The organism is Nocardioidaceae bacterium SCSIO 66511, from assembly GCA_023100825.1.
Classification (GTDB): Bacteria; Actinomycetota; Actinomycetes; order Propionibacteriales; family Nocardioidaceae; genus Solicola.
In genome coordinates this window covers 3,588,025-3,606,191 of the sequence record CP095846.1, presented here as the reverse complement: position 1 = coordinate 3,606,191, position 18,167 = coordinate 3,588,025, and the positions used below count along the sequence as shown (strand labels likewise).

Here is an 18,167-nt window from a genome sequence, read left to right as displayed (position 1 = left end):
GCCGTCCAATGTTCAACCCTTGGTGCCTCGGGCTAGCTGTGCCCAACGCTCGAACTCTGTTTGGACTTCGTCGAAGAACGTAGCCTTCGCGCGGGTGTAGTCGTCGTAGTCGGCTTTGCCGTCGTTCTCTTCGCTGAGGCGTCTCTTCGTCGCTTCGTAGCGGTCGCGCTGGTCGGGGTGCGCACGTAGCCAGTCTCGGAACCAGACGGTGTATCTTCCCCAAGGAGAGTCGGAGCGGCGCACGTGCAAAATGACACGGTTGGGTCGGTGCACAAAGATCGACTTCTCCCAGACAGTGTCGTCTGCGAGCTCCGAGCCGCGCGGGATGTCGCGATAGACGCCAGGTGAGTCCGGGCGTGCTCCTCGAGCTCGCTCGTATCCCAAGTCTCCGAGCCGTTCGGACAAGGCATCGTCCGTGGGCAACGGCAGAATGCGGACCTGGAGATCGAGGTTCGGCTTGGCCGCGAGCCCGGGAACGGCCGTTGAACCGATGTGGTCGTAGTGGGCTTCGGTTGCGCCCTGAAGATCTGCCATCTGCTCACGCACGCTATGGCGATGTCGCTGGGCGTGGCGCGGCCACTCGGGGTCGTACGCGTGTAGTTCGGCTGGGTTCGACTGATCCTGTCCCATGGCATCACGCTATCCAGCGGGAGGTCCGAGACTCGAGAGCTGTATGAAGTCTCCGGGCGCAACTCGTCAGCGAAGGTCGGTCACTTCCCCATCACCGCGACCTCGTCGCCGGCGAAGGCGCGGTACCGAAGGAGCACTTCCGCTACGCCTCGTCATCCGAGCAGCGTGACGGTCGTCGACGAGCCCTCACGCTGCTCGGCGAAGATCCGCCGTGCTGTCTCGACTCGGATGCGCTCCTCCTGTTCCTCCGGCAGGTTGGCGATGAAGTGCTCGAGTGCCGTGAGGGTCAGCTGCACTTGGCGAGCCGAGCGCTCCTCCCTGCGGTAGGTCTGGCCAGCATGGGTTCGAGAGTGGCCTCGCAAGCCGATCGTCAGCTGCCGATGCCAATCCGAGCCCACACGTTGGTCGGCTACGGAACGTGGTGGAGTTCCGCTTTTCGAACTGAACCTCTGTGGGATGCAGCGGAGCTCGATCAGAGATGATGCGCTGCTCATAATGTGCTACAGGTGCTACGCTCGATTAATGGCAACCACTGTCACCCATCGTGATCTCCGCAACCGCAGCGGCGAAGTCCTGCATGCCGTCGAGGCTGGCGAGACGTACACCGTGACGAGCCGGGGTAAGCCGGTCGCGCGGCTTGTGCCGATCACGGAACCGAACCCTGATCTCCCGCTTCACCGGCCCGCTGAGACTCGTGGTGGGTTCTCGCAATTGATCCGGCACTCAGTTGCCATCCCCAGCGCTGAGATCATCGATGACCTGCGGGGTGAGCGTTGAGTCGGTTCTATCTCGACACCTCAGCGGCTGCGAAGCTGCTGGTCGAGGAGGTCGAGAGCGCCCCGCTGGCGGCGTGGGCCGATGGTTCTGACGTCAGCCTCGTCGCCACCCACCTGCTCGAAACCGAGCTGCGGCGGTTCGCGAGCCGGTACGGCCTCCCGCAGGCCGATGTGTCGGCGATCCTCGCGCGGGTCGACCTCCACGATCTTCCGCCGAGCGTCTATCGAGAGGCGGGACTATTGCCCGGCCCGGCGTTGCGGTCGCTCGACGCTTTGCATCTGGCTGCTTCGATCCGCCTCGACGTCGAGGCATTGGTCACATACGACGTCCGCCTCGCCGGGGCCGCGGAGGAGATGGGCCTGCGGGTGTATGCGCCACGAGCCTGAGTGCTCCTTTAGGCCCAGTTGGCTAAGGTCGTGCTCGTCTTCGGCGTGATCGACGGATCTTGATCGCTACGTCCTCTTGAGTGCGGCGCACGACGCGTTCAAGCCGGCGTGCACCCGAGTCATACAAGTCGCAGGAATCGATGTCAGCCTGGTCGCGATGCGACCTGACGAGGACGGCATGTGGATCGAGCATTTCGACCTCGACCCTGCGCAGCAGGGGCAAGGCATCGGCACCTGGGCCCTCGGTCAGATCCTTCACACAGACACCGCAGGACAGCCGTTCAGGATCAATGTCGTTCAAGGGAGTCCTGCCCGCCGCCTGTATGAACGTCATGGGTTCGTCCTCGTGAGACAAGACCCGATCGACGTCGACCTCATGCTGCCAGCCTCGGAATGCTCGTCCTGAGGCTCCCTGGGGCTCGGTCGAGTTCCGCTTCAACGTGTGAGCGGCCCTCTACACCGCACACCGGCCTGCGCATTCACCGCCCGTCAAGATCTTCATTCGAGATGATGGTGCTGCGGCGGCCCGCGGCCGCGAGCGTGACGTATTCCATCGTGAACGATCCGCCGCGTGCATCGACAGCGCGTCCGACGGCCCGCAAAATCTTGCCTCTTGCTTCGACCGGGAGGGGAGTGAGGCCGCCCGTCGTCGCCAGGAGGGCAAGCCATTCGTCGCGTTGATAGATTCTCGTCCAGTCGAACTGCCACACGTCGACGTCGTCGAAGAGGTTGGTTACTCGTAGGGTCTCGGCGATGTGGTCGTACCCCGCTCGGTACGTCTGCAGCGGACGTCGCCCCGATGTGGTGAACGGCGAGTCGGGGACTGCGCGCCGAAAGGCGTCGGCCAACGCTTGTGCGACGTCCTCCGGCGGTTCGAAGACGTGCCCGAAGATCGCCAGGCGTCCGCCGGGACGAAGGATTGTGGCCGCTTTCGTCGCCCCGATTGCCGGATCGACCCAGTGCCAGGACTGCGCTGCCGTGACGATGTCGAACGATCGGTCTCGCGGGTCCCACGCTTCGAACGTGCTGTGTTCGACCCTCAGCCCTTTGGAGCGTGCGAACTCGGCCATCCGCTGGTCCGGTTCGATACCCACGACGTCGCCGCCTGCTGCTCGCAACTGAAGCGCAGCGATTCCGGTGCCGCATCCGATGTCGAGGATGCTGGGAGCAGAGTGGCCGTCCACGATCCTCTGCACCAGGGCGTCCGGGTAGCTCGGTCGGGCGGCGTCGTACGCCGCGGCGTCGACGCCGAATGATTCGGCCATTTCGCGCGTTCGGTGCAACTCGAGCTGTTCGGTGTCGGAAGCTCCGCGACCGGGTAATGTGGGCATGTGCCCACTCTAGGTGGGCGCATGCCCACTTGCAATCGACCAGGAGAAGATGTGCCGTCTGGAGTGCATCTGCCAGATGCCCGGCAACAGTTGTTCGACGCCGCCGAGCGGGTGCTGTTGCGCGAAGGCCCCAACGCGCTGACCAGTCGTGCCGTCACCGCCGAGGCTGGTTGTGCGAAAGGCGTCCTGCATCGGCACTTCGCGGATTTCGATGAGTTCCTCGCGGAGTTGGTGCTCGACCGGATGGACCGGTTGTCGCGAGGAGCGGCTGAGCTGCAGGAGTCAGTCGGGTCCAGAACCGTGGCAAGCAACCTCTCATCCGCTCTGGTCGACCTCTTCGGTCCGGTGCCGGTGGCGATCATCCCGCTGATCACGTTCCGCGACGAACTGCGAGCCAGGCTGCGCAAGGCGACCGCCGCGGGTGGCATCGCCATCCTGGCGGAGTCGACGGAAGCCGTCATCGCGTACCTGGCCGCCGAACGAGACGGAGGGCGGATAGCGCAGGACACTGACGTCGATGCGCTGGCCATGTCGCTGGTCGGGGGTGGGCATCTGCTCTTCTCTGACCGCGACAAGCGAAGGCCGAGCCGAGCGGATGTGGAGCGCTTCGCGACTGCGGTCCTCGCCCCATCCCTCGTTGGCGGCTAACCGGCAGTCGGGTCACCTGCTCCGGGCCCGCGAGGTGATGGTCGTCAATGTGTAGGAAGTCGGTCTGGCCAGGTGTCACCGGACACCCAGATCCTTTAGCTGATCGGTGATGCTGCGGGGTCTGCGCCCCAGGAGACGCGTGAGTGTGGGGTCCGAACCCGAGAAGTGCCCGCTCCTCGTTGCCTGGAACATCGACAGGGTGAAGCGTGCGGCCGCCTCGGAGACTCCGCTGGCCGTCGCCTCGGCCACCCACGTCTCGTCGTCGACGACGAGACGCGTAATCCGGCGACCGGTGATCTCGGACGCGGAAGCAGCGAAGTCCGCGAGGGTGACGGGGCAAGGCAGCGTCAGGTCGACCGGGCCCTCAACCGGGTCATCGTCGGTGAGGATCGCGGCGGCGGCCTCCGCGGCATCTCGCCGATCGATCCACGAGAAGGCGCCGTCGGCGGGCATGGCGATCATCGCCGTATCCTGCCACGGACCCAGCAACTGGGCAGGGTCACCGTAGAAGCCGTTGCGTAACGCGGTCCAGGCGACTCCGGAAGCCGCGAGGTGCTGTTCGGTGGCGGCGTGGATCGCGAGCGGGGGGTAGGGGGTATCAAATCCCGCTCCGTGTGCGCTCGTGTACAAGATCCGTTGAGCACCCGCGTCGACGGCCGCATCTATTGCCCTCTGGTGCTGCGCGACGACATCAGCAGTGAGATCGCTGGAGGAGACCAGCAGGATCTGTTCGGCGTCAGCGAACGAGTGGCGCAGCGCAGCAGGGTCGTCGTAACTCCCTTGCCGTACACGGACGCCGCGGTCGGCCAGGTGTGTCGCACGCGTGGGATCGCGAACACTGACGCCGAGTCGCTCGGGTGGGATCTTCTTGAGGAGTTGGTCCACGACAGCCCCATTGAGAACGCCAGTAGCTCCGGTAACGATGATCATCCATTGGTCCTTTCTGGCAAGGCGGTGGGCCGGCGTCGTGCCCGGTCATGGCGCCGACGACGCGACTGCGCGAGCGGTGCAGTCTAAAATTGACCACGTTGGTCAAGTTCATCGCAACCGCATCCTGCCTTAACGTGACTGGTAGGGTCAAGTTAGTTTTCGACGCGGAAGGACCCTCACCATGCCCCACCCCGGTGGCGAGCCCGCTCTCCGCTCGGACGCCCGTCGAAACGTCGATCGGATCCGGAGCGCGGCGGTTCAGGTGTTCCGGGAACGAGGGCTCACTGCGCCGCTCGAGGAGGTCGCCGCGGTTGCTGGGGTGAGTAAGGCGACCATCTTCAACCGACTCGGGGGAAGGGTCGGGTTGATCGATGCCGTCATTGACGACGTCGTCGCGGCGGAGCTGCGAACTGTCATCGACGATGCGCGCTCCGCTGCCGGAGTCCGTGAGCGTATCTGCTCCTACATCTGTGCACTCCGCGATCTGCAATATCGACTTCCGGCAGTCAACGATGTCCTGCTGCAGGAGTACCGCGACTCCGAGTCTCTGCTTGCCCTGTGCCACGCAGGAGAAGCGTTCCACGACAGCCTTGTCGCACAAGGACATGCCGCAGGCGCCTTAGCCCTCGGATTCACCCCCGGTGACTTTCAAGCACTCGTCCGCGACAATGCTCTGTCGCTCAAACACGGCGGTCGGCCGCCTCGCGCCGATTACGATCGACGAACCGCGTTCGTGCTCGACGGGATCTGCACATCTCCGTGTGCGTCAGTCTGACCGTGCGGGCCCGCAGACACTGCCCTGCGTGTGGGTAGTGGGTGGAGTTCCGCTTCAAGATCGTCAGTCATCGTGGAGTTGTGCCATGTCCAGGACGAAGCGATAGCGGACATCATTGCGCGCGAGGCGGTCGAGCGCGTCATTGACGTTGAACGCGGCGATGACCTCGACGTCGGCTGTGATGTCGTGTGCGGCGCAGAAGTCGAGGAGGTCCTGCGTGTAGTGGCGCCCGCCGCTGCCCGCCGATGCGATGCGCTTGCGACCGATCAACAGATCGATCGCCGCTACCTCGATGGGTGCGAGGTGTCCGACGACGAAGAGCGTCCCGTCCAGGTCGAGCGCGCGAAGGTACGGCGCGAGCTCGTGCGAACCTGAGGCGGTATCGATGATGACGTCGAGGGTGCCGGTAGTCTCCTTCATTGTGGCGGTGTCGTCGGAGACCACGACGCGCGATGCGCCGAGCCGTTTCGCGTCGGCGGTCTTGACTGCCGATGTGGTGAACACTGTGACCGCGGCGCCCAGGGCGGCACCGAGTCGAACGGCGAGGTGACCCAGGCCACCCAGTCCCACGACTCCGAGGCGAGTTCCCTGTGTGACGTTCGCCGATCGCAGCGGCTCCCACACGGTGACGCCGGCGCACAGTAGGGGTGCTATTGCCGCGGGATCCAGCCCCGCGGGGAGGTGGTAGACAAACCGGTCGCGGACGACATATCGCTGCGCGTACGCGCCTTGCGTCGGGTTGCCGTCGACCCGGTCTTGCCCGCCGTAGGTAAGTGTGGGGAACTCCGCGCAGAAGTTTTCCTGCCCCGCTTGGCACATCCGGCAGGTGCCACAGGAATCGACGATGTTCCCGACCGCGACCGGGTCGCCCGGCGCGAAGTCGGTCACCGCGTCTCCTACGGCGACGACCTCGCCGACGAACTCATGACCGGGCACGAGTGGCGCGTCCACTCCGGCAGGACGTGCGCCCAGCGCATGCAGGTCGCTGTGGCACACGCCGCAGTACGTGACGCGAACGTCGACATCGTCCGGGCGAAGTGCGCGGCGCTCGATCGAGGTGAGACGAAGTGGCTGGCCAAGGGAGGGGGAAAGGAGTGCAGATGTGGGCATGCAGCGATACTACCAACTAGTTGGTAGCATCGATCTTCGATAGTCTCGAGCGCATGTCATCGGCTGAGCAGACCCGGGCGCAGATCCTCGCTGCGGCTACCACGGAGTTCACCGTGCACGGCCTCGCCGGTGCCCGAGTCGACCGGATTGCCGCGAACGCTGGCGCGAGCAAGCCGATGATCTACGCGTACTTCGGGGGTAAGGACACACTGTTCGACCGGGTCTTCGAGTCGCACGTCATCGCGAACAAGCATCGTGTCCCGTTCACCCCCGACGATCTCCCCGGCTATGCCGTGCGCCTTTACGAGGACTACCTCGGTGACCCTGCACTCGTGCGGCTGCTCATGTGGAAACGCCTCGAACAGGAACCCGAGGGTTACCTCTATCCCGGCATGGAAGACCACGACGCGAAACACCGCGATGACATCGCACGCGCGCAGGCCGCGGGCACGACTCGCGAGGATCTCGATCCCGCGGACATCTGGTCGCTCCTGATCTCCATAGCGGCAACGTGGGCCCAGAACTCGATCACGGCCGTCGCCTCTGCGGCGGACCCCGGAGAACTCCACGAGCGTCGCAAGCGCGCGCTCGAAACCGCTGTCCGGGAGATGTTTCACCCGCGGACGAAGCAGTGAGTGGCCGGGATGAGGTGCTGAGACTTCGCCCTCTGGTCGTAGACGATGCCGCGGCGATGACCTCGGTCCTCGCAGACCCATCGCTCTACCGCCATACGGGCGGGGAGCCTCCGACGGAGCCGGAGTTGGTCCGGCGGTATTCCGCGCAAGTCACTGGTCACTCTCCCGACGGAAGCCAGAGGTGGGTCAATCTCGTGGTCACGTTGGACAGGCAGCCGATCGGATACGTTCAGGCGACCGTCCCCGTCGACCGTGACCACGTCGAAATCGCCTGGGTGATTGGTCGACCGTGGCAGGGGCGCGGGTACGCGAAGCGAGCCGCCGAATTGCTGGTGGCGTCTCTCGCCGACTGGGGTGTACGCCATGTGGTCGCGCACATCCATCCGGACCACTTGGCGTCGCAGCGTGTTGCCCTCCATCTCGGAATGGTGGCAAGCGACGATGTGATCGATGGTGAGACGCGCTGGGTCGGCGACGTGGGTCTGCGGGGCTCAGGCCGCCGCGTCTGATCTTGCGTAGCGCAGCAGTACGACGCCTCCAGTGAACGCCTGGCTCTCGACCAGCGTGAGATCACGCATGCTGAAGTCGTCGGGGAACAGCTTTCGGCCGGATCCGGCGACGACCGGGTAGATGAAGAGGCGGAGTTCGTCGACCAGGTTGAGCGCCAGGATCTGCTGTGCGAGCGAGATGCTCCCGGTGAGCACGATGTCGCTGCCGTTGCGGGTTTTGAGGTCGCGTAGCTCATGCTCGAGGCCATCGCCGCCGCGTAGGACCGTTGTCCCGTCCCACTGCGGATCGACGAGGCTGCGGGAGACGACGTACTTCTCGACGCGATTGAGGTGGTTGGTCACGCCGGTCTTATCGTCGTCCTGGCGAGGCCAAAACCCTCGCATCTCCTCGAAAGTGACGCGTCCCACGAGGAAACCGTCCGATGCTGCGGCATGCTCCTGGGTGACCTGCGCGAGTTCTCGCCCTTGCTCGGAGTCGTCGGTCGGGTCGAACCACGTGCCATCGTTCTCGACCACTCCGTCCAGGGTGATGTTCTCGGTGATGACGATGTGTCGGGTCATTTCGTTGCTCCTCCTCTAGTGCTCTTCTGGTCGGCAATCCTGGATCTGAAGGCGCGGGCTTTGGCTCTATTGCCGCAGCGGGACATGGAGCACCACGTGCGCTTGCCGGCGCGCGACAGGTCGAGGAAGACCATCGGGCAGTCCAGGCCGTTGCAATTGCGTAGCCGGTCAGAGTGGTCGCGCAGATGGATGACTGCGTCGCGCGCGATGGTCGACAGCGCATGATCCGTCTTCGAATCACCCTCCGGCAGGTGGCCCGGGAATACCGGCGGGACGTCAGGGCGGGACGCGACCCGCGAGACGAACGAAACATCGCCGTCGTCGGCCTGATCGCCAATCCCCGCGGCGGCCTTGACGAGCCGGGTGAGGCACTCGCGCAGCGCGAGAGCCTGCTCGAGCTCATGCGGGGTCGCAGGTTTGAGGTCGCGCGCGACGTGCTCTGCGAGCCACGCATCGAGCTCCTGGGCGGTGAAGACCATTCCTTCGCGCCAAGGGCCGACTTCAAAGTCGCCGGTGTAGACGAAGTCCAGGAACAGGGCACCTGGATCAAACCGCCACTCCTGTCCATCCCATGTCCGGATCTGCTGCACCATGCCCCGACCCTTCGCCGTAACCTGTTTGACCAGTTAGTAGTAACTGGCATGTCAGGTTACGGCATCAGGGTAGGATGTCAAGGCTTTGTCTCTCGGGTGCCGAACGTCTGTCTCACGTCGGGGACGGGTCGACGTTCGGTTCACCGGAAGCCTCAGTCAGGTGGGCGATCAGTGCTTCGACCGGTCGGGGCGGCGTTCTGCTGCTGGTGAGGAGCACGATGTGTCTGTGCATCGCGGGAGCCAGGGTTCGGTAGCTGATCCCGGGCTTCCGCAGTCGTCACCGGTTCGGAAACGGATCCGTCGCCCTGTCCAACGGCGTTCTCGCGAAGGTCCGTTGAGCCCGAAGGGTTGGGTGGTTCCAGTGGGCGACGGTAGTGCAGCAAGTCCATGCTTTCGCCGGCTGGTGTGGTGCCTGGTGCCGATCCACTCCTCAGGTAGCCCGAGCGGTCGAGTGTCCGTTGGGATGCGGAGTTCTTCGGGGCCGTTCGGGCAGTCACGGTGGTGAACCCGCTGCGTCGAGCGAAGTCATGGGCGAGTGCGAGGGCGTCCGCGGACAGCCCCCGACCTCGATAGTCGGGATGCACCCAGAAGCCCACCTCGATGGAGGTGCCGGTGGGTCCGAAGAGTACGAGGCTGCCGGCGAACTCGTCGGTTGACGGGACCGTCATGGTCAGTACGGCGAGGTCACCGCTGGCAAGGCCTTCCTTGATGGGTCCCTCGATGAGGGCGAGGACGGACTCTTCGGTGTACTCCGGCTCGGGTAGGTGCGCGTACTCGCGTACGGAGGGATCACTGGTGCCGGCAGCGTACGCGCCGGCATCTTCGCGGCGCATGGCTCGGAGCACGACCCGGTCGCTCCGGAGTGGCAGCAGGGAAGCCTTCAACATGTTCCCTAACCTAACACTGTTCGGATAAGGTGAGATTGTGAGCTATTGGTCCCATCAGAAGTCCGCGCAACGCGCGCGTGCAGTCGACGTGGCGCAGGTCGGGGAGGTCGCTGCCGAGCTTCTCGATGAAGGTGGCCCAAATGCCCTGACTGTCCGGGCGGTTGCGCAACGCCTCGACGTCGCAGCGGCAAGTCTCTACTCCCGGCTTTCGTCGAGCGACGACCTCTTTGACCTGGCGCTTGACCATGCACTCGGGTCCGACGCCGACTTGCAGGCGGCAACGCGTGACGCGACGCTCGATGAACTGATGCTTGCGTACTTCCGGCATCTGGTCCGCCACCCGTGGGCTTGTCAGGTCATCGCGCTGCGTGCACCGAGGGGACCGAACTACCTGCAACTGTCTGAGCGCATCTGTGTCCTCTTCATCGAGCTCGGTTCGTCGGATCCCCTCGGTGACGCGTACGCGGTGTCGAACTTTGTCATCGGGAGCGCAACGACTGCGTCGGTCGCCGGACACGAGCACGAGGCCGCGGTGGATGCTCGGCAGGCGCCGGAGTACGCCGCGCTGCACGGGGCGTACCACGGGGACCCAGAAGTAGTTCTGGTCGCCGGGCTCAAGGCGCTGCTGTCCTGAGCATGGGCAAGTCGCTGAGTGGTTTGCGCATCGGCGATGTGTGCGAGGATCGCCTCGATGACTGACTTCGTGAGACGAGCTCAGTCGTTCGTACGGGCCAACTATCCGCAGGCGTTGGCGGCCTTTCTTGGAGGCAGTTCGGCATCCGGCGAAGCAACGGAGTCGTCGGACTTGGACGTCCTGGTTTTGCTCCCGGACGACTGGTCGGCGACGTCGTTCGTGGAGACAACCCTCTACGAAGGACAGCTCGTCGAAGCGTTCGTGTATGGGCGTAACGCGCTTGAATCGTGGCTGGACAAGGGGCGCAGGGAACGCCGTCCTGTGCTCGATCGGCTCATCGGACAAGGGCTGCCCCTGGTCCCGGGTCTGCTTGGTGAACAGCTTGCTGCGAACTCGCGGAGCCTGCTCGAAGCTGGTCCGGCACCCCTTGATCCGGATCAGCTGAGACTGCGTCGGTACAGCCTCTCGGCAGTGCTGGACGATATCGGGGATACCTCTGACACCGGTGTCCGTGCCGTGGCGATGGCTGCGGCGTGGAAAGAGGCGGCTGAACTGGCGCTACTGTCGAGCAACTGTTGGGTCGGGACGGGGAAGTGGCTGTTGCGCGAGTTGCGCGCGCACGATGACGAGTTCGACCTTGTCGCATGGGTCGACGGCGGAGGTCACGATGACCACGCTCTGCTGGAGAGCTGTCGGGCAGTGCTCGACTCCGTCGGCGGATTTCTGCAGGCCGGATTGGTACGAGGCGAGAAGCCGAGCGATCTGTGATGGTCGTCGCGTGCAGGTTCGAGCACGCAGTGCGCTCACGACAACGTTCGTGAGCGCACTGTGTCGCCTGCCGATCAGCCTTCGCGAATGGTCATCTTGGCGATCTTGTCGCCGTCCAGGTCGAAGTTGAAACTGGAGAGTCCGTTGGCGTGATTGGACTTCCAATCGCCGACCACGGTGACCGATCCCGGTTTCGTCGAGACGTCGGTGACGGTCAGCGTGGGGGAGGAGCCGATGAACTCAACGTCGCTCCACGCGGTGACCTGGTCGGTGCCGGTGAACGTACGGCCCCAGTCGTCGACGACGGGTTCGGCGACGAAGGCGTCCTTGAACGCGTTCTTGTCATGGGCGTTGACAGCGGCCAGGAACGAGGCGACCGGTTCGGGGATGTCGTGAGTCATGGCTGTGATCTCCCTGATCTGGTTGTGGTCAGCGGGTGGTGTAGCTGGCGTTGGGAAGACAGTTTGCCGGTTCATCCGTCTTCTTGCGGGGTGTACTCGACGCTCATCACTGTCACCGTAACCTCGTGGTCGTCGTCACCGAACACGATGCGGATATCGGGCGGGAATCGGTCGAACTGGATGCGCTTTGCGAAGCCGCGGCCGCTGAAGTCCCATGCGATGGTCTGCTCACCGGCATCCAGATGGTCCTCGCCGGAACCGATCACGAGCCCCTCATCGGTCAGCGTGTCAACGACGTGCAGCTCCGCTCGTAGCTCACCGGTCGCCGCGCCGTCGAGCGCGACCTGTGCCTCTACGCGGGCCTTGTCCTCCCCATCGTCTCCGGCCTCGGTGATGGTCTCGAGCTCGTCGACGACGATGTCCGTGCCCGCGAGCGTGAAGCGCTCGTCGCGCTGGCAGGTGACGGGTTCCTCGTGTTGCTCGCAGCCGGTGACGCCGTCGCCGAGAATGCCGCAACCGGCGAGCAGCGGGAGGACCAGCGGCCCGAGGAGAAGCGCCCGCCTCCTTGTGCTGCTGCGGATCCTGTCGTCGGCAGTCATGTACTCCATCCTCCCAGCCCGGCCTGCGCCGTCGCCCGGTCAGTAGGCTGGCGGCTCCGTCGCTGGAACTGCGGGCAGGTTGCCTTTTCGGAGGTGCGATTCGTCGCGCACCGTGTACCCTGAAGCCGGTGGTTCACGCCACCCGAAGGCACTTCCACGTGACGATCACGTGAATCATCGCGGAGAGGCCCGCGCAGTTCGGGACATGTCCGGATGGGGTGCGGTGCACAGATGCACCGACTTCATGCTGCCGATTCTTGACATCGGCCGACGAGAGGACATGACATGTCGTCCAAGGACGAAAAGAACCTCAGCCAGGTGATCGACAAGATCGAGAAGATGGCCGAACCCCGGCGGTCGATCATGCGCCGTGCGCACGAGATCATCGTCGCTACGGCCCCCACCTTGAAGCCGCGGATCTGGTACGGAATGCCGGCCTACGCCATGTCGGCGAGCACACCGGCGCTGGTGACGCTGCGCAACGATGAACGCATGAATCTAGCGATCACAGAAAAGGCCGACTTCCGTGCCGCAGGTGGAGTCGACGGTGCCCTGATGCCGGCCGCGTGGTACTTCGAGGACTTAGACGAAACGACTGAGAAGCGCATCGCCGAGATCGTCCGTCCTGTGGTCTCCTGAGCGAGTTCAGACTTCGTCGTGAGCCCGTTGCGCAACTTCGCCCAGCGGGTGCGACGATGATCGGCATGCCGCTGCCGACTCCGACGTTGGAGACCGAACGCCTGCGACTGCGTCCGTTCGCGGACTCCGACGGCGACGGTCTCTTTGCGCTGCAGAGCAACGCGTACGTGCTGCGCTACTGGGACTCTCCGCCGTGGACGGAGCGGTCGTCCGTCGCTCGTTTCCTTGCCGGATGCCGCCGGATGTCCGAAGAGGGCAGCGGCGCGCGTACGGCCATCGAACGCTGCTCCGATCGTGCGTTCGTCGGCTGGTGCACGTTCAACAGTTGGAATCCCGAGTTTCGCAGCGCCTCCCTCGGCTACTGCCTCGCCGAGTCCGCGTGGGGCCACGGCTACGCGACGGAGGCCGCGGGTGCCCTGCTCGGGTGGGCCTTCGACACGGTCGACCTCAATCGGGTCCAAGCCGAGACCGACACCCGCAACCTCGCATCGGCCCGTGTTCTCGAGAAGCTCGGGTTCGTACGCGAGGGGACTCTGCGCGAAGACTGCATCGTCAATGGCGACGTCTCCGACTCGTGGGTGTACGGCTTGCTACGGCGCGACTGGGCTAGGTGTTCTTCCCCGTGAACGATGTGCCGTCGCCGCTGTTGACGATCGACCAGGTCGTGCACCTGTTGGAGGGAGCGCTCGGCGACATCGGTGCCTGGGGCGGTGGTGTCGGCGGCGCCCTCGGCGGTGGTCTGGCCGGCAGAGCAGGCGGGACGTCGGGCGGCCGCATCGGTGCGCGATTCGGTACGCGCCACCTGACCAAACTCGACGGCGAGCAGCGAACACTCCAAGTGCCGCGAACTGAGCAGAACGTTCGCGTCGTACGGGACAAATTCTTCGAAGGCCGAGCCCAGGAGCGTACGGGAAATCCAGCCGGGGGAGAGCCCGGGCCGATCGAGATGGTGGGTGTCGTCGGTTCCGGGACTGCGCGCATGAACCCGTGCGTCATCCAGCTCGTCTGGTTCGACCAGCAGGTCCATGTCACTGCGCATGCGAGAGAGGGCCTGATCAAGCAGCGCACCTGCTCCAAGGCTCTCCGGGCGCTGACCGAATCGCTCGAATCGGCGAGGTGACTGCGGGCGAGGACGGGGTGGGCCGGCGCTTACCTAGACTGCGGGCCATGAATTCGATGACCGTTCGTCACAGCAAGCCCTTGGCCATCGCCGCACTCGTGGTCGGCGTGCTGCTGCTGGCGACCTCACTGATCGGTCCGCAGTGGTTCGGCGTGTTCGCCGGCGCGGTGTTGACCCTGCTCGGCGCGCTCCAGCTGATCAACCCGATGCTGCGGATCGAGCCCGGCGAAGTACGCATGTGTAACGCGCTCGGCATGACCGTCAAGCGGTTCCCGGTGTCCTCGCCGGCCGATCTGGCGCTCGACGGGAAGCTACTGCGGCACGTACCCAGCGGCAAGCGGATCGCGTCGCTCGGGTTCGGCGCCGAGAAGTCCGATGCCGCCGCGCTCGTTGCCCAGCTGCAGGCGCCGATGCACCCGGGCGCGTAGGTACGGCCACGGCCCTGCTGGCCGACAAAATCGGTTGCGAGCGAGCGATCGGCAACGCACGCTTACGCGGTGACTGATCCCGCCGCGCTGTTGAAGGCGTACGACGAGCAACTGCGGACCGACGCCGAGACGCCGAGCGCGCTGGAGGTCGTCCGTGAGGGGCCGCTGCGCCTCATCACGTTTCCGGGAGGGCGCGGGTTCGTCACCTACCGCGATCTCGGCGGGGCGGACGAGGCCGAGATCCGCGCTCTCGTTCCTTCGGTGCTCGATCGCTATCGCAACGACCCCGAGATCACCCGAGTCGAGTGGAAGACCCGCGCCCATGACCATGCGCCGGGTCTGTACGACGCGCTCCTTGCGGCCGGGTTCGTTGCCGAGGATCCCGAGTCGATCATGATCGGGGATGCGCGGGCGCTCGCGGTCGACGTGGCGCTGCCCGCGGGTGTGACCCTGCGTACGGTCACCGATGAGACCGACGTACGCGCGATGGCCGCGATGCAGGACGAGGTCTTCAACGACTCGCTGGCAGACGAGATCGCCACGATGACCCTGGCGCAGTTGGCGCGTGGCGACGAGCTGGAGCTCTGGGTCGCAGAGGTCGACGGCCGGATCGTCAGCGCCGGCCGGCTGGAGCCCGTGCCCGGCACCGACTTCGCGGGAATCTGGGGCGGAGCGACGCTGCCCGAGTGGCGAGGGCGCGGCATCTACCGCGCGCTGACGTCGGCGCGCGCCAGGTCGGCGTTGGCCGCGGGCAAGACGCTGATCAACAGCGACTCCACGGAGTTCTCCCGACCGATCCTCGAGCGCTCCGGTCTGGTCAAGGCCTCGACGACGACGCCGTACCTCTGGCGACGCTGAGCGCCCGTCCGACGAGGACGCCGGCGCGGCGGCAGCGAACTGAGACCGAACTGACAGCGAGCCTCGAGACGCTTGGTCCACCCGAGGCATGGAGGGACCATGAAGGCCGGCCGAATCGCCACTCTGCTCGTACTCGTCGTCGCCGCACTCACGATGCCGAGCGCGAGTGCCACCACAACGACCGTGACGCAACGTACGAATGCCGAATGGGTGTGCGTGAGCTCCACCCAGTCACCGCGCTGGGAAGTCACCATGCGGTTGCCGAGCGCCGCCGTCGACCGGCTGGTCGAGCACACGCCGGCGTATCGGGGACCGTGTGCGGAGTACGGCGAGCATGCCGAGCTCGGCGACGGGAAGATCACGGCGTACAGCCAGGTGGTCGGCTCGAAGCCGGTTGCGGTGGGCATGATCATGTCCGATGACGCACTCGACGGGTTGCCCCACGATCCGCCGACCGACGGCAAATGGTGCTTCGACAAGGACGGTGACGGCACCGTCGACCCGATGACGGAGTGCGCCGGCGGGTACGAGAACCAGCTCGATCTCAACCCACGTTTCGTCGACAAGGTCGACACTCCCTACACGTACGTGCTGAACAACTGGAACGTGCACGGGCACACTCCGCCCGGCGTGTACGACCTGCCGCACTTCGACGTGCACTTCTACCTGAACGACGACGCCGAGCGCACCGCGATCCGTCCGGGTCCGTGCCCTCAGCTGGTCAACTGCGACGACTACAAGCTGGGCAAGCGGCTGCCGGCGGATCGGTACCTGGCCCCCGACTACGCCGATATGGATGCCGTCGAGCCGGCGATGGGCAACCACCTCGTCGACCCGACCGCACCGGAGTTCAACGGCGAGCGGTTCACCCATACCTGGATCTACGGTGTCTGGAACGGCGAGGTCACGTTCCACGAGGCGATGGTCACGCACGAGACTCTCGACGGACTGCGGTCCGGAGGCGATGACGTCTGCCGTGAGTTCAAACAGCCGAAGGGCTGGCAGAAGTCCGGCTGGTACCCCACGTCGTACTGCCTGCGCCATCGCGACAACCGCGACGAGCTGACGGTGTCACTCGAGGACTTCGTCTACCGGCAGGCTTCCTGACGCCGCAGCTGGCTCGCGTCGACGCCGATGACCCAGCGTCGGCCGGGCCACTCGGAGACCGTCCAGAGCCGGTCCGTCGAGGGCCAGTAAGTGAGGTCCTCGGGGCCCATCGGGAGGGCGCGCTGATACTCGACGAGGTCATCGGGATCCCCGGCGCAGATGCTCCCGCGACCCCACGGGCCACGTGATCGGGTGACGTACCAGGTGCCGTCGGCGACGACCGCACCCTGCATGTTCCGTACGCCGTTGTCGTACAGGCGTGGGTGAGCTGCTCCGTCGGCGTCGGTGACCAACTCGCCGCTGTTCGGATCGACCGCGAACGTCGCGAGTCGTCTGGTCATGGTGCCCCGGCCGTACTCGCCCGCCACGAGCAGCGGCTCGGTCGGGCTCCGGGTGAGCGACACGAAGGAGAACCGGAACGGTTCGACGTCGTCGTCTGACTCGGCGAGGTATCTGGAGCAGACCGGGAGCACATAGCGGTAACCGGCGGTCGCAACTTGGTCGCCGTCGATGCCGAGGTCGTCGCGGTCGCGTACGCGGCGACGGTCGGGAACCCGCAGCAGGCGGTCGAGGCAGGCCGTGTAGAGACCTTGTCTGGTTGCGGCGATGTGCATCCGGTTCGCGTGCCACACGATGCCGCCCGCATGGACGTGTAGGGGATCCAGTCGGAGTCGACCGGTTTGATCGAGCGACGGCACGACCAGCAACACATGGCGGTAAGCACGTGAGTCGAGGTCGAGAAAGGTGATCCGGCTCCCTTTGCGTACGCCGCGTCGCGGCTTCGCGTACCAGCTCACGGCGAGCAGGCGCCGTCCGGCGATGCTCTCATGGTCGTACGCGTCCGCGGTCGACGTCACACCTTGCGGCCACCAGCGGCGGTCGAACGAGTCGTGCAAGTTCCAGCGCAGACTCGCGCCGACAGCCGCGCCCGGTGCGGGAAGCCGTCGCGCTCGCCGGTTCAGATCATCGAGCAGCGGCTCGATGCCGGCGACCTGCTCCAGCCGGTCTGCGAGTGCGTCGACCGCCTCGGTTCGCTCGGCGCCGTACCGCAGCCGTACGCCCGGAGGATCGACGCTCATGTGTCCACGGTATGCCCGTGAGACCCCGAGGTGCTGACTGATCAGGTCGGACCGTTGGCCCATTCATCTTGGATATGAGCGAGATGGCGGTCCATGAGCCCTTCGACCCTGGCTGCGTCGTGCTCGGAAAGCGCCTCCAGGATCGCGTGGTGCTCGGCCGCGGACGGGTCGAGCTGACCCTCGTCGGCCAAGGCCCGAAGTCCGTAGAGCCGAGTCTGGTCGCGCAGCTTGGCGACCGTGTCGACCAGCCGCCGATTGCCGGTCAGCGACAGGAGTGCGAGGTGGAACTCTCGGTCGGCGGCGAGGAATGCCTGCACATCGCCGCGCGCAGCCGTGCGCTCGATCTGGGTGGCCAGCTCGCGAAGGTTCGGCAGGTCGGCGGAGAGATCGCGTTCGGCGAGCCCGGCGACGGCGGGCACCTCGAGCATCCGGCGCAGGGCGACGATTTCTGCGAGGTCGTCGTCGTCGATCGGGGTGATGCGGAAGCCGCGATTGCGTACCGGCTCCATGATGCCGTCGTTGACGAGGGTCAGCATCGCCTCGCGTACCGGGCTCGCCGAGATGCCGAGCTGTCGGGCGAGCTCGGCGACCGAGTACAGCTCGCCGTCGCGTACCTCGCCGGACACCACGGCATTACGCAGGATGCGAAGGGCGCCGTCGCGCAGGCTCTCCGACCGCGGCAATCGCTCGGCTGCGAGGCTGGCGCGCGCTGCGCCGGTCGTCGGCTTTGTCGGTGCTTCGTCGCTCATTGAACCCCCTCGG

The 18,167-nt window shown here is 65.5% G+C and carries 26 protein-coding genes; 14 read left to right on the top strand and 12 right to left on the bottom strand.

Annotated features, from left to right (window positions below; genetic code table 11):
• Positions 1–12: 12 nt before the first annotated feature.
• The gene (locus tag MU582_17060; protein UPK74130.1) at positions 13–630 is read right to left on the bottom strand and encodes a GrpB family protein; all 618 of its coding nucleotides are present in this window, start codon (positions 628–630) and stop codon (positions 13–15) included.
• A gap of 152 nt (positions 631–782) precedes the next feature.
• Positions 783–926: a hypothetical protein gene (locus tag MU582_17055; protein UPK74129.1), complete on the bottom strand. Its 144-nt coding sequence runs from the start codon at positions 924–926 to the stop codon at positions 783–785.
• Positions 927–1,403: 477 nt separating this feature from the next.
• Here MU582_17055 and MU582_17050 point away from each other — a divergent pair, with 477 nt between their 5' ends.
• Together MU582_17050 and MU582_17045 are read left to right on the top strand one after the other, a co-directional pair.
• On the top strand, positions 1,404–1,793 hold the full coding sequence (locus MU582_17050; protein ID UPK74128.1) for a type II toxin-antitoxin system VapC family toxin: 390 nt from the start codon (positions 1,404–1,406) through the stop codon (positions 1,791–1,793).
• 178 nt (positions 1,794–1,971) lie between these two features.
• On the top strand, positions 1,972–2,199 hold the full coding sequence (locus MU582_17045) for a GNAT family N-acetyltransferase (protein UPK74127.1): 228 nt from the start codon (positions 1,972–1,974) through the stop codon (positions 2,197–2,199).
• Positions 2,200–2,272: 73 nt separating this feature from the next.
• Here MU582_17045 and MU582_17040 read toward each other — a convergent pair whose 3' ends face one another.
• A complete protein-coding gene (locus MU582_17040) occupies positions 2,273–3,124 on the bottom strand; it encodes a class I SAM-dependent methyltransferase (GenBank protein ID UPK74126.1) in 852 nt (283 codons plus the stop codon).
• A gap of 51 nt (positions 3,125–3,175) precedes the next feature.
• Here MU582_17040 and MU582_17035 point away from each other — a divergent pair, with 51 nt between their 5' ends.
• Entirely contained in the window at positions 3,176–3,772 is a 597-nt protein-coding gene (locus MU582_17035) for a TetR/AcrR family transcriptional regulator (GenBank protein UPK74125.1), read from the top strand.
• 75 nt (positions 3,773–3,847) lie between these two features.
• Here MU582_17035 and MU582_17030 read toward each other — a convergent pair whose 3' ends face one another.
• On the bottom strand, positions 3,848–4,657 hold the full coding sequence (locus MU582_17030; protein ID UPK74124.1) for an NAD(P)H-binding protein: 810 nt from the start codon (positions 4,655–4,657) through the stop codon (positions 3,848–3,850).
• A 226-nt stretch (positions 4,658–4,883) separates the two neighbouring features.
• Between MU582_17030 and MU582_17025 the strand changes: the two genes are divergently transcribed.
• A complete protein-coding gene (locus tag MU582_17025; GenBank protein UPK74123.1) occupies positions 4,884–5,477 on the top strand; it encodes a TetR/AcrR family transcriptional regulator in 594 nt (197 codons plus the stop codon).
• Between the two features lie 63 nt (positions 5,478–5,540).
• Here the strand turns inward: MU582_17025 and MU582_17020 are convergent, their stop codons facing one another.
• The gene (locus tag MU582_17020) at positions 5,541–6,587 is read right to left on the bottom strand and encodes an NAD(P)-dependent alcohol dehydrogenase (GenBank protein ID UPK74122.1); all 1,047 of its coding nucleotides are present in this window, start codon (positions 6,585–6,587) and stop codon (positions 5,541–5,543) included.
• A 53-nt stretch (positions 6,588–6,640) separates the two neighbouring features.
• Between MU582_17020 and MU582_17015 the strand changes: the two genes are divergently transcribed.
• Positions 6,641–7,222, top strand: a complete 582-nt coding sequence (locus tag MU582_17015) for a TetR family transcriptional regulator (protein UPK74121.1) — start codon at positions 6,641–6,643, stop codon at positions 7,220–7,222.
• A gap of 56 nt (positions 7,223–7,278) precedes the next feature.
• On the top strand, positions 7,279–7,731 hold the full coding sequence (locus MU582_17010) for a GNAT family N-acetyltransferase (GenBank protein UPK77190.1): 453 nt from the start codon (positions 7,279–7,281) through the stop codon (positions 7,729–7,731).
• Here the strand turns inward: MU582_17010 and MU582_17005 are convergent.
• The 3 genes from MU582_17005 to MU582_16995 all read right to left on the bottom strand — a co-directional run bounded on the left by MU582_17005 (position 7,714) and on the right by MU582_16995 (position 9,772).
• Positions 7,714–8,292, bottom strand: a complete 579-nt coding sequence (locus MU582_17005) for a dihydrofolate reductase family protein (GenBank protein UPK74120.1) — start codon at positions 8,290–8,292, stop codon at positions 7,714–7,716. The two genes, MU582_17010 and MU582_17005, sit on opposite strands and share 18 nt — an antisense overlap.
• Positions 8,289–8,885, bottom strand: a complete 597-nt coding sequence (locus MU582_17000; protein ID UPK74119.1) for a CGNR zinc finger domain-containing protein — start codon at positions 8,883–8,885, stop codon at positions 8,289–8,291. Before MU582_17000 ends, MU582_17005 begins: the two co-directional genes overlap by 4 nt.
• Before the next feature lie 152 nt (positions 8,886–9,037).
• Positions 9,038–9,772, bottom strand: coding sequence for a GNAT family N-acetyltransferase (locus MU582_16995; protein ID UPK74118.1), 735 nt, complete (start codon positions 9,770–9,772; stop codon positions 9,038–9,040).
• Between the two features lie 37 nt (positions 9,773–9,809).
• Between MU582_16995 and MU582_16990 the strand changes: the two genes are divergently transcribed.
• Complete coding sequence (locus MU582_16990) at positions 9,810–10,406, top strand: TetR/AcrR family transcriptional regulator (protein UPK74117.1); 597 nt, start codon at positions 9,810–9,812, stop codon at positions 10,404–10,406.
• Positions 10,407–10,463: 57 nt separating this feature from the next.
• Positions 10,464–11,174, top strand: a complete 711-nt coding sequence (locus MU582_16985) for a nucleotidyltransferase domain-containing protein (protein UPK74116.1) — start codon at positions 10,464–10,466, stop codon at positions 11,172–11,174.
• Positions 11,175–11,248: 74 nt separating this feature from the next.
• Here MU582_16985 and MU582_16980 read toward each other — a convergent pair whose 3' ends face one another.
• A complete protein-coding gene (locus tag MU582_16980; GenBank protein UPK74115.1) occupies positions 11,249–11,575 on the bottom strand; it encodes a nuclear transport factor 2 family protein in 327 nt (108 codons plus the stop codon).
• A gap of 71 nt (positions 11,576–11,646) precedes the next feature.
• A complete protein-coding gene (locus MU582_16975; GenBank protein UPK74114.1) occupies positions 11,647–12,174 on the bottom strand; it encodes a hypothetical protein in 528 nt (175 codons plus the stop codon).
• 285 nt (positions 12,175–12,459) lie between these two features.
• Between MU582_16975 and MU582_16970 the strand changes: the two genes are divergently transcribed.
• The 6 genes from MU582_16970 (at position 12,460) to MU582_16945 (ending at position 16,326) form a co-directional block, all read left to right on the top strand.
• Complete coding sequence (locus MU582_16970) at positions 12,460–12,813, top strand: DUF1801 domain-containing protein (protein UPK74113.1); 354 nt, start codon at positions 12,460–12,462, stop codon at positions 12,811–12,813.
• A 65-nt stretch (positions 12,814–12,878) separates the two neighbouring features.
• The gene (locus MU582_16965; protein ID UPK74112.1) at positions 12,879–13,439 is read left to right on the top strand and encodes a GNAT family N-acetyltransferase; all 561 of its coding nucleotides are present in this window, start codon (positions 12,879–12,881) and stop codon (positions 13,437–13,439) included.
• On the top strand, positions 13,436–13,933 hold the full coding sequence (locus MU582_16960) for a hypothetical protein (protein UPK74111.1): 498 nt from the start codon (positions 13,436–13,438) through the stop codon (positions 13,931–13,933). The genes MU582_16965 and MU582_16960 overlap by 4 nt, the downstream gene beginning before the upstream one ends.
• Positions 13,934–13,980: 47 nt before the next feature.
• Positions 13,981–14,361, top strand: coding sequence for a hypothetical protein (locus tag MU582_16955; protein ID UPK74110.1), 381 nt, complete (start codon positions 13,981–13,983; stop codon positions 14,359–14,361).
• Between the two features lie 69 nt (positions 14,362–14,430).
• Positions 14,431–15,219 carry a GNAT family N-acetyltransferase gene (locus MU582_16950; GenBank protein ID UPK74109.1) on the top strand — a complete coding sequence of 263 codons (789 nt, stop codon included), beginning with the start codon at positions 14,431–14,433 and terminating at the stop codon, positions 15,217–15,219.
• A gap of 99 nt (positions 15,220–15,318) precedes the next feature.
• Entirely contained in the window at positions 15,319–16,326 is a 1,008-nt protein-coding gene (locus MU582_16945; GenBank protein ID UPK74108.1) for a hypothetical protein, read from the top strand.
• Here the strand turns inward: MU582_16945 and MU582_16940 are convergent.
• Positions 16,308–17,405, bottom strand: coding sequence for a hypothetical protein (locus MU582_16940; protein ID UPK74107.1), 1,098 nt, complete (start codon positions 17,403–17,405; stop codon positions 16,308–16,310). The genes MU582_16945 and MU582_16940 overlap by 19 nt on opposite strands.
• A gap of 41 nt (positions 17,406–17,446) precedes the next feature.
• Positions 17,447–18,154, bottom strand: coding sequence for a GntR family transcriptional regulator (locus MU582_16935; GenBank protein ID UPK74106.1), 708 nt, complete (start codon positions 18,152–18,154; stop codon positions 17,447–17,449).
• Between the last annotated feature and the right edge of the window lie 13 nt (positions 18,155–18,167).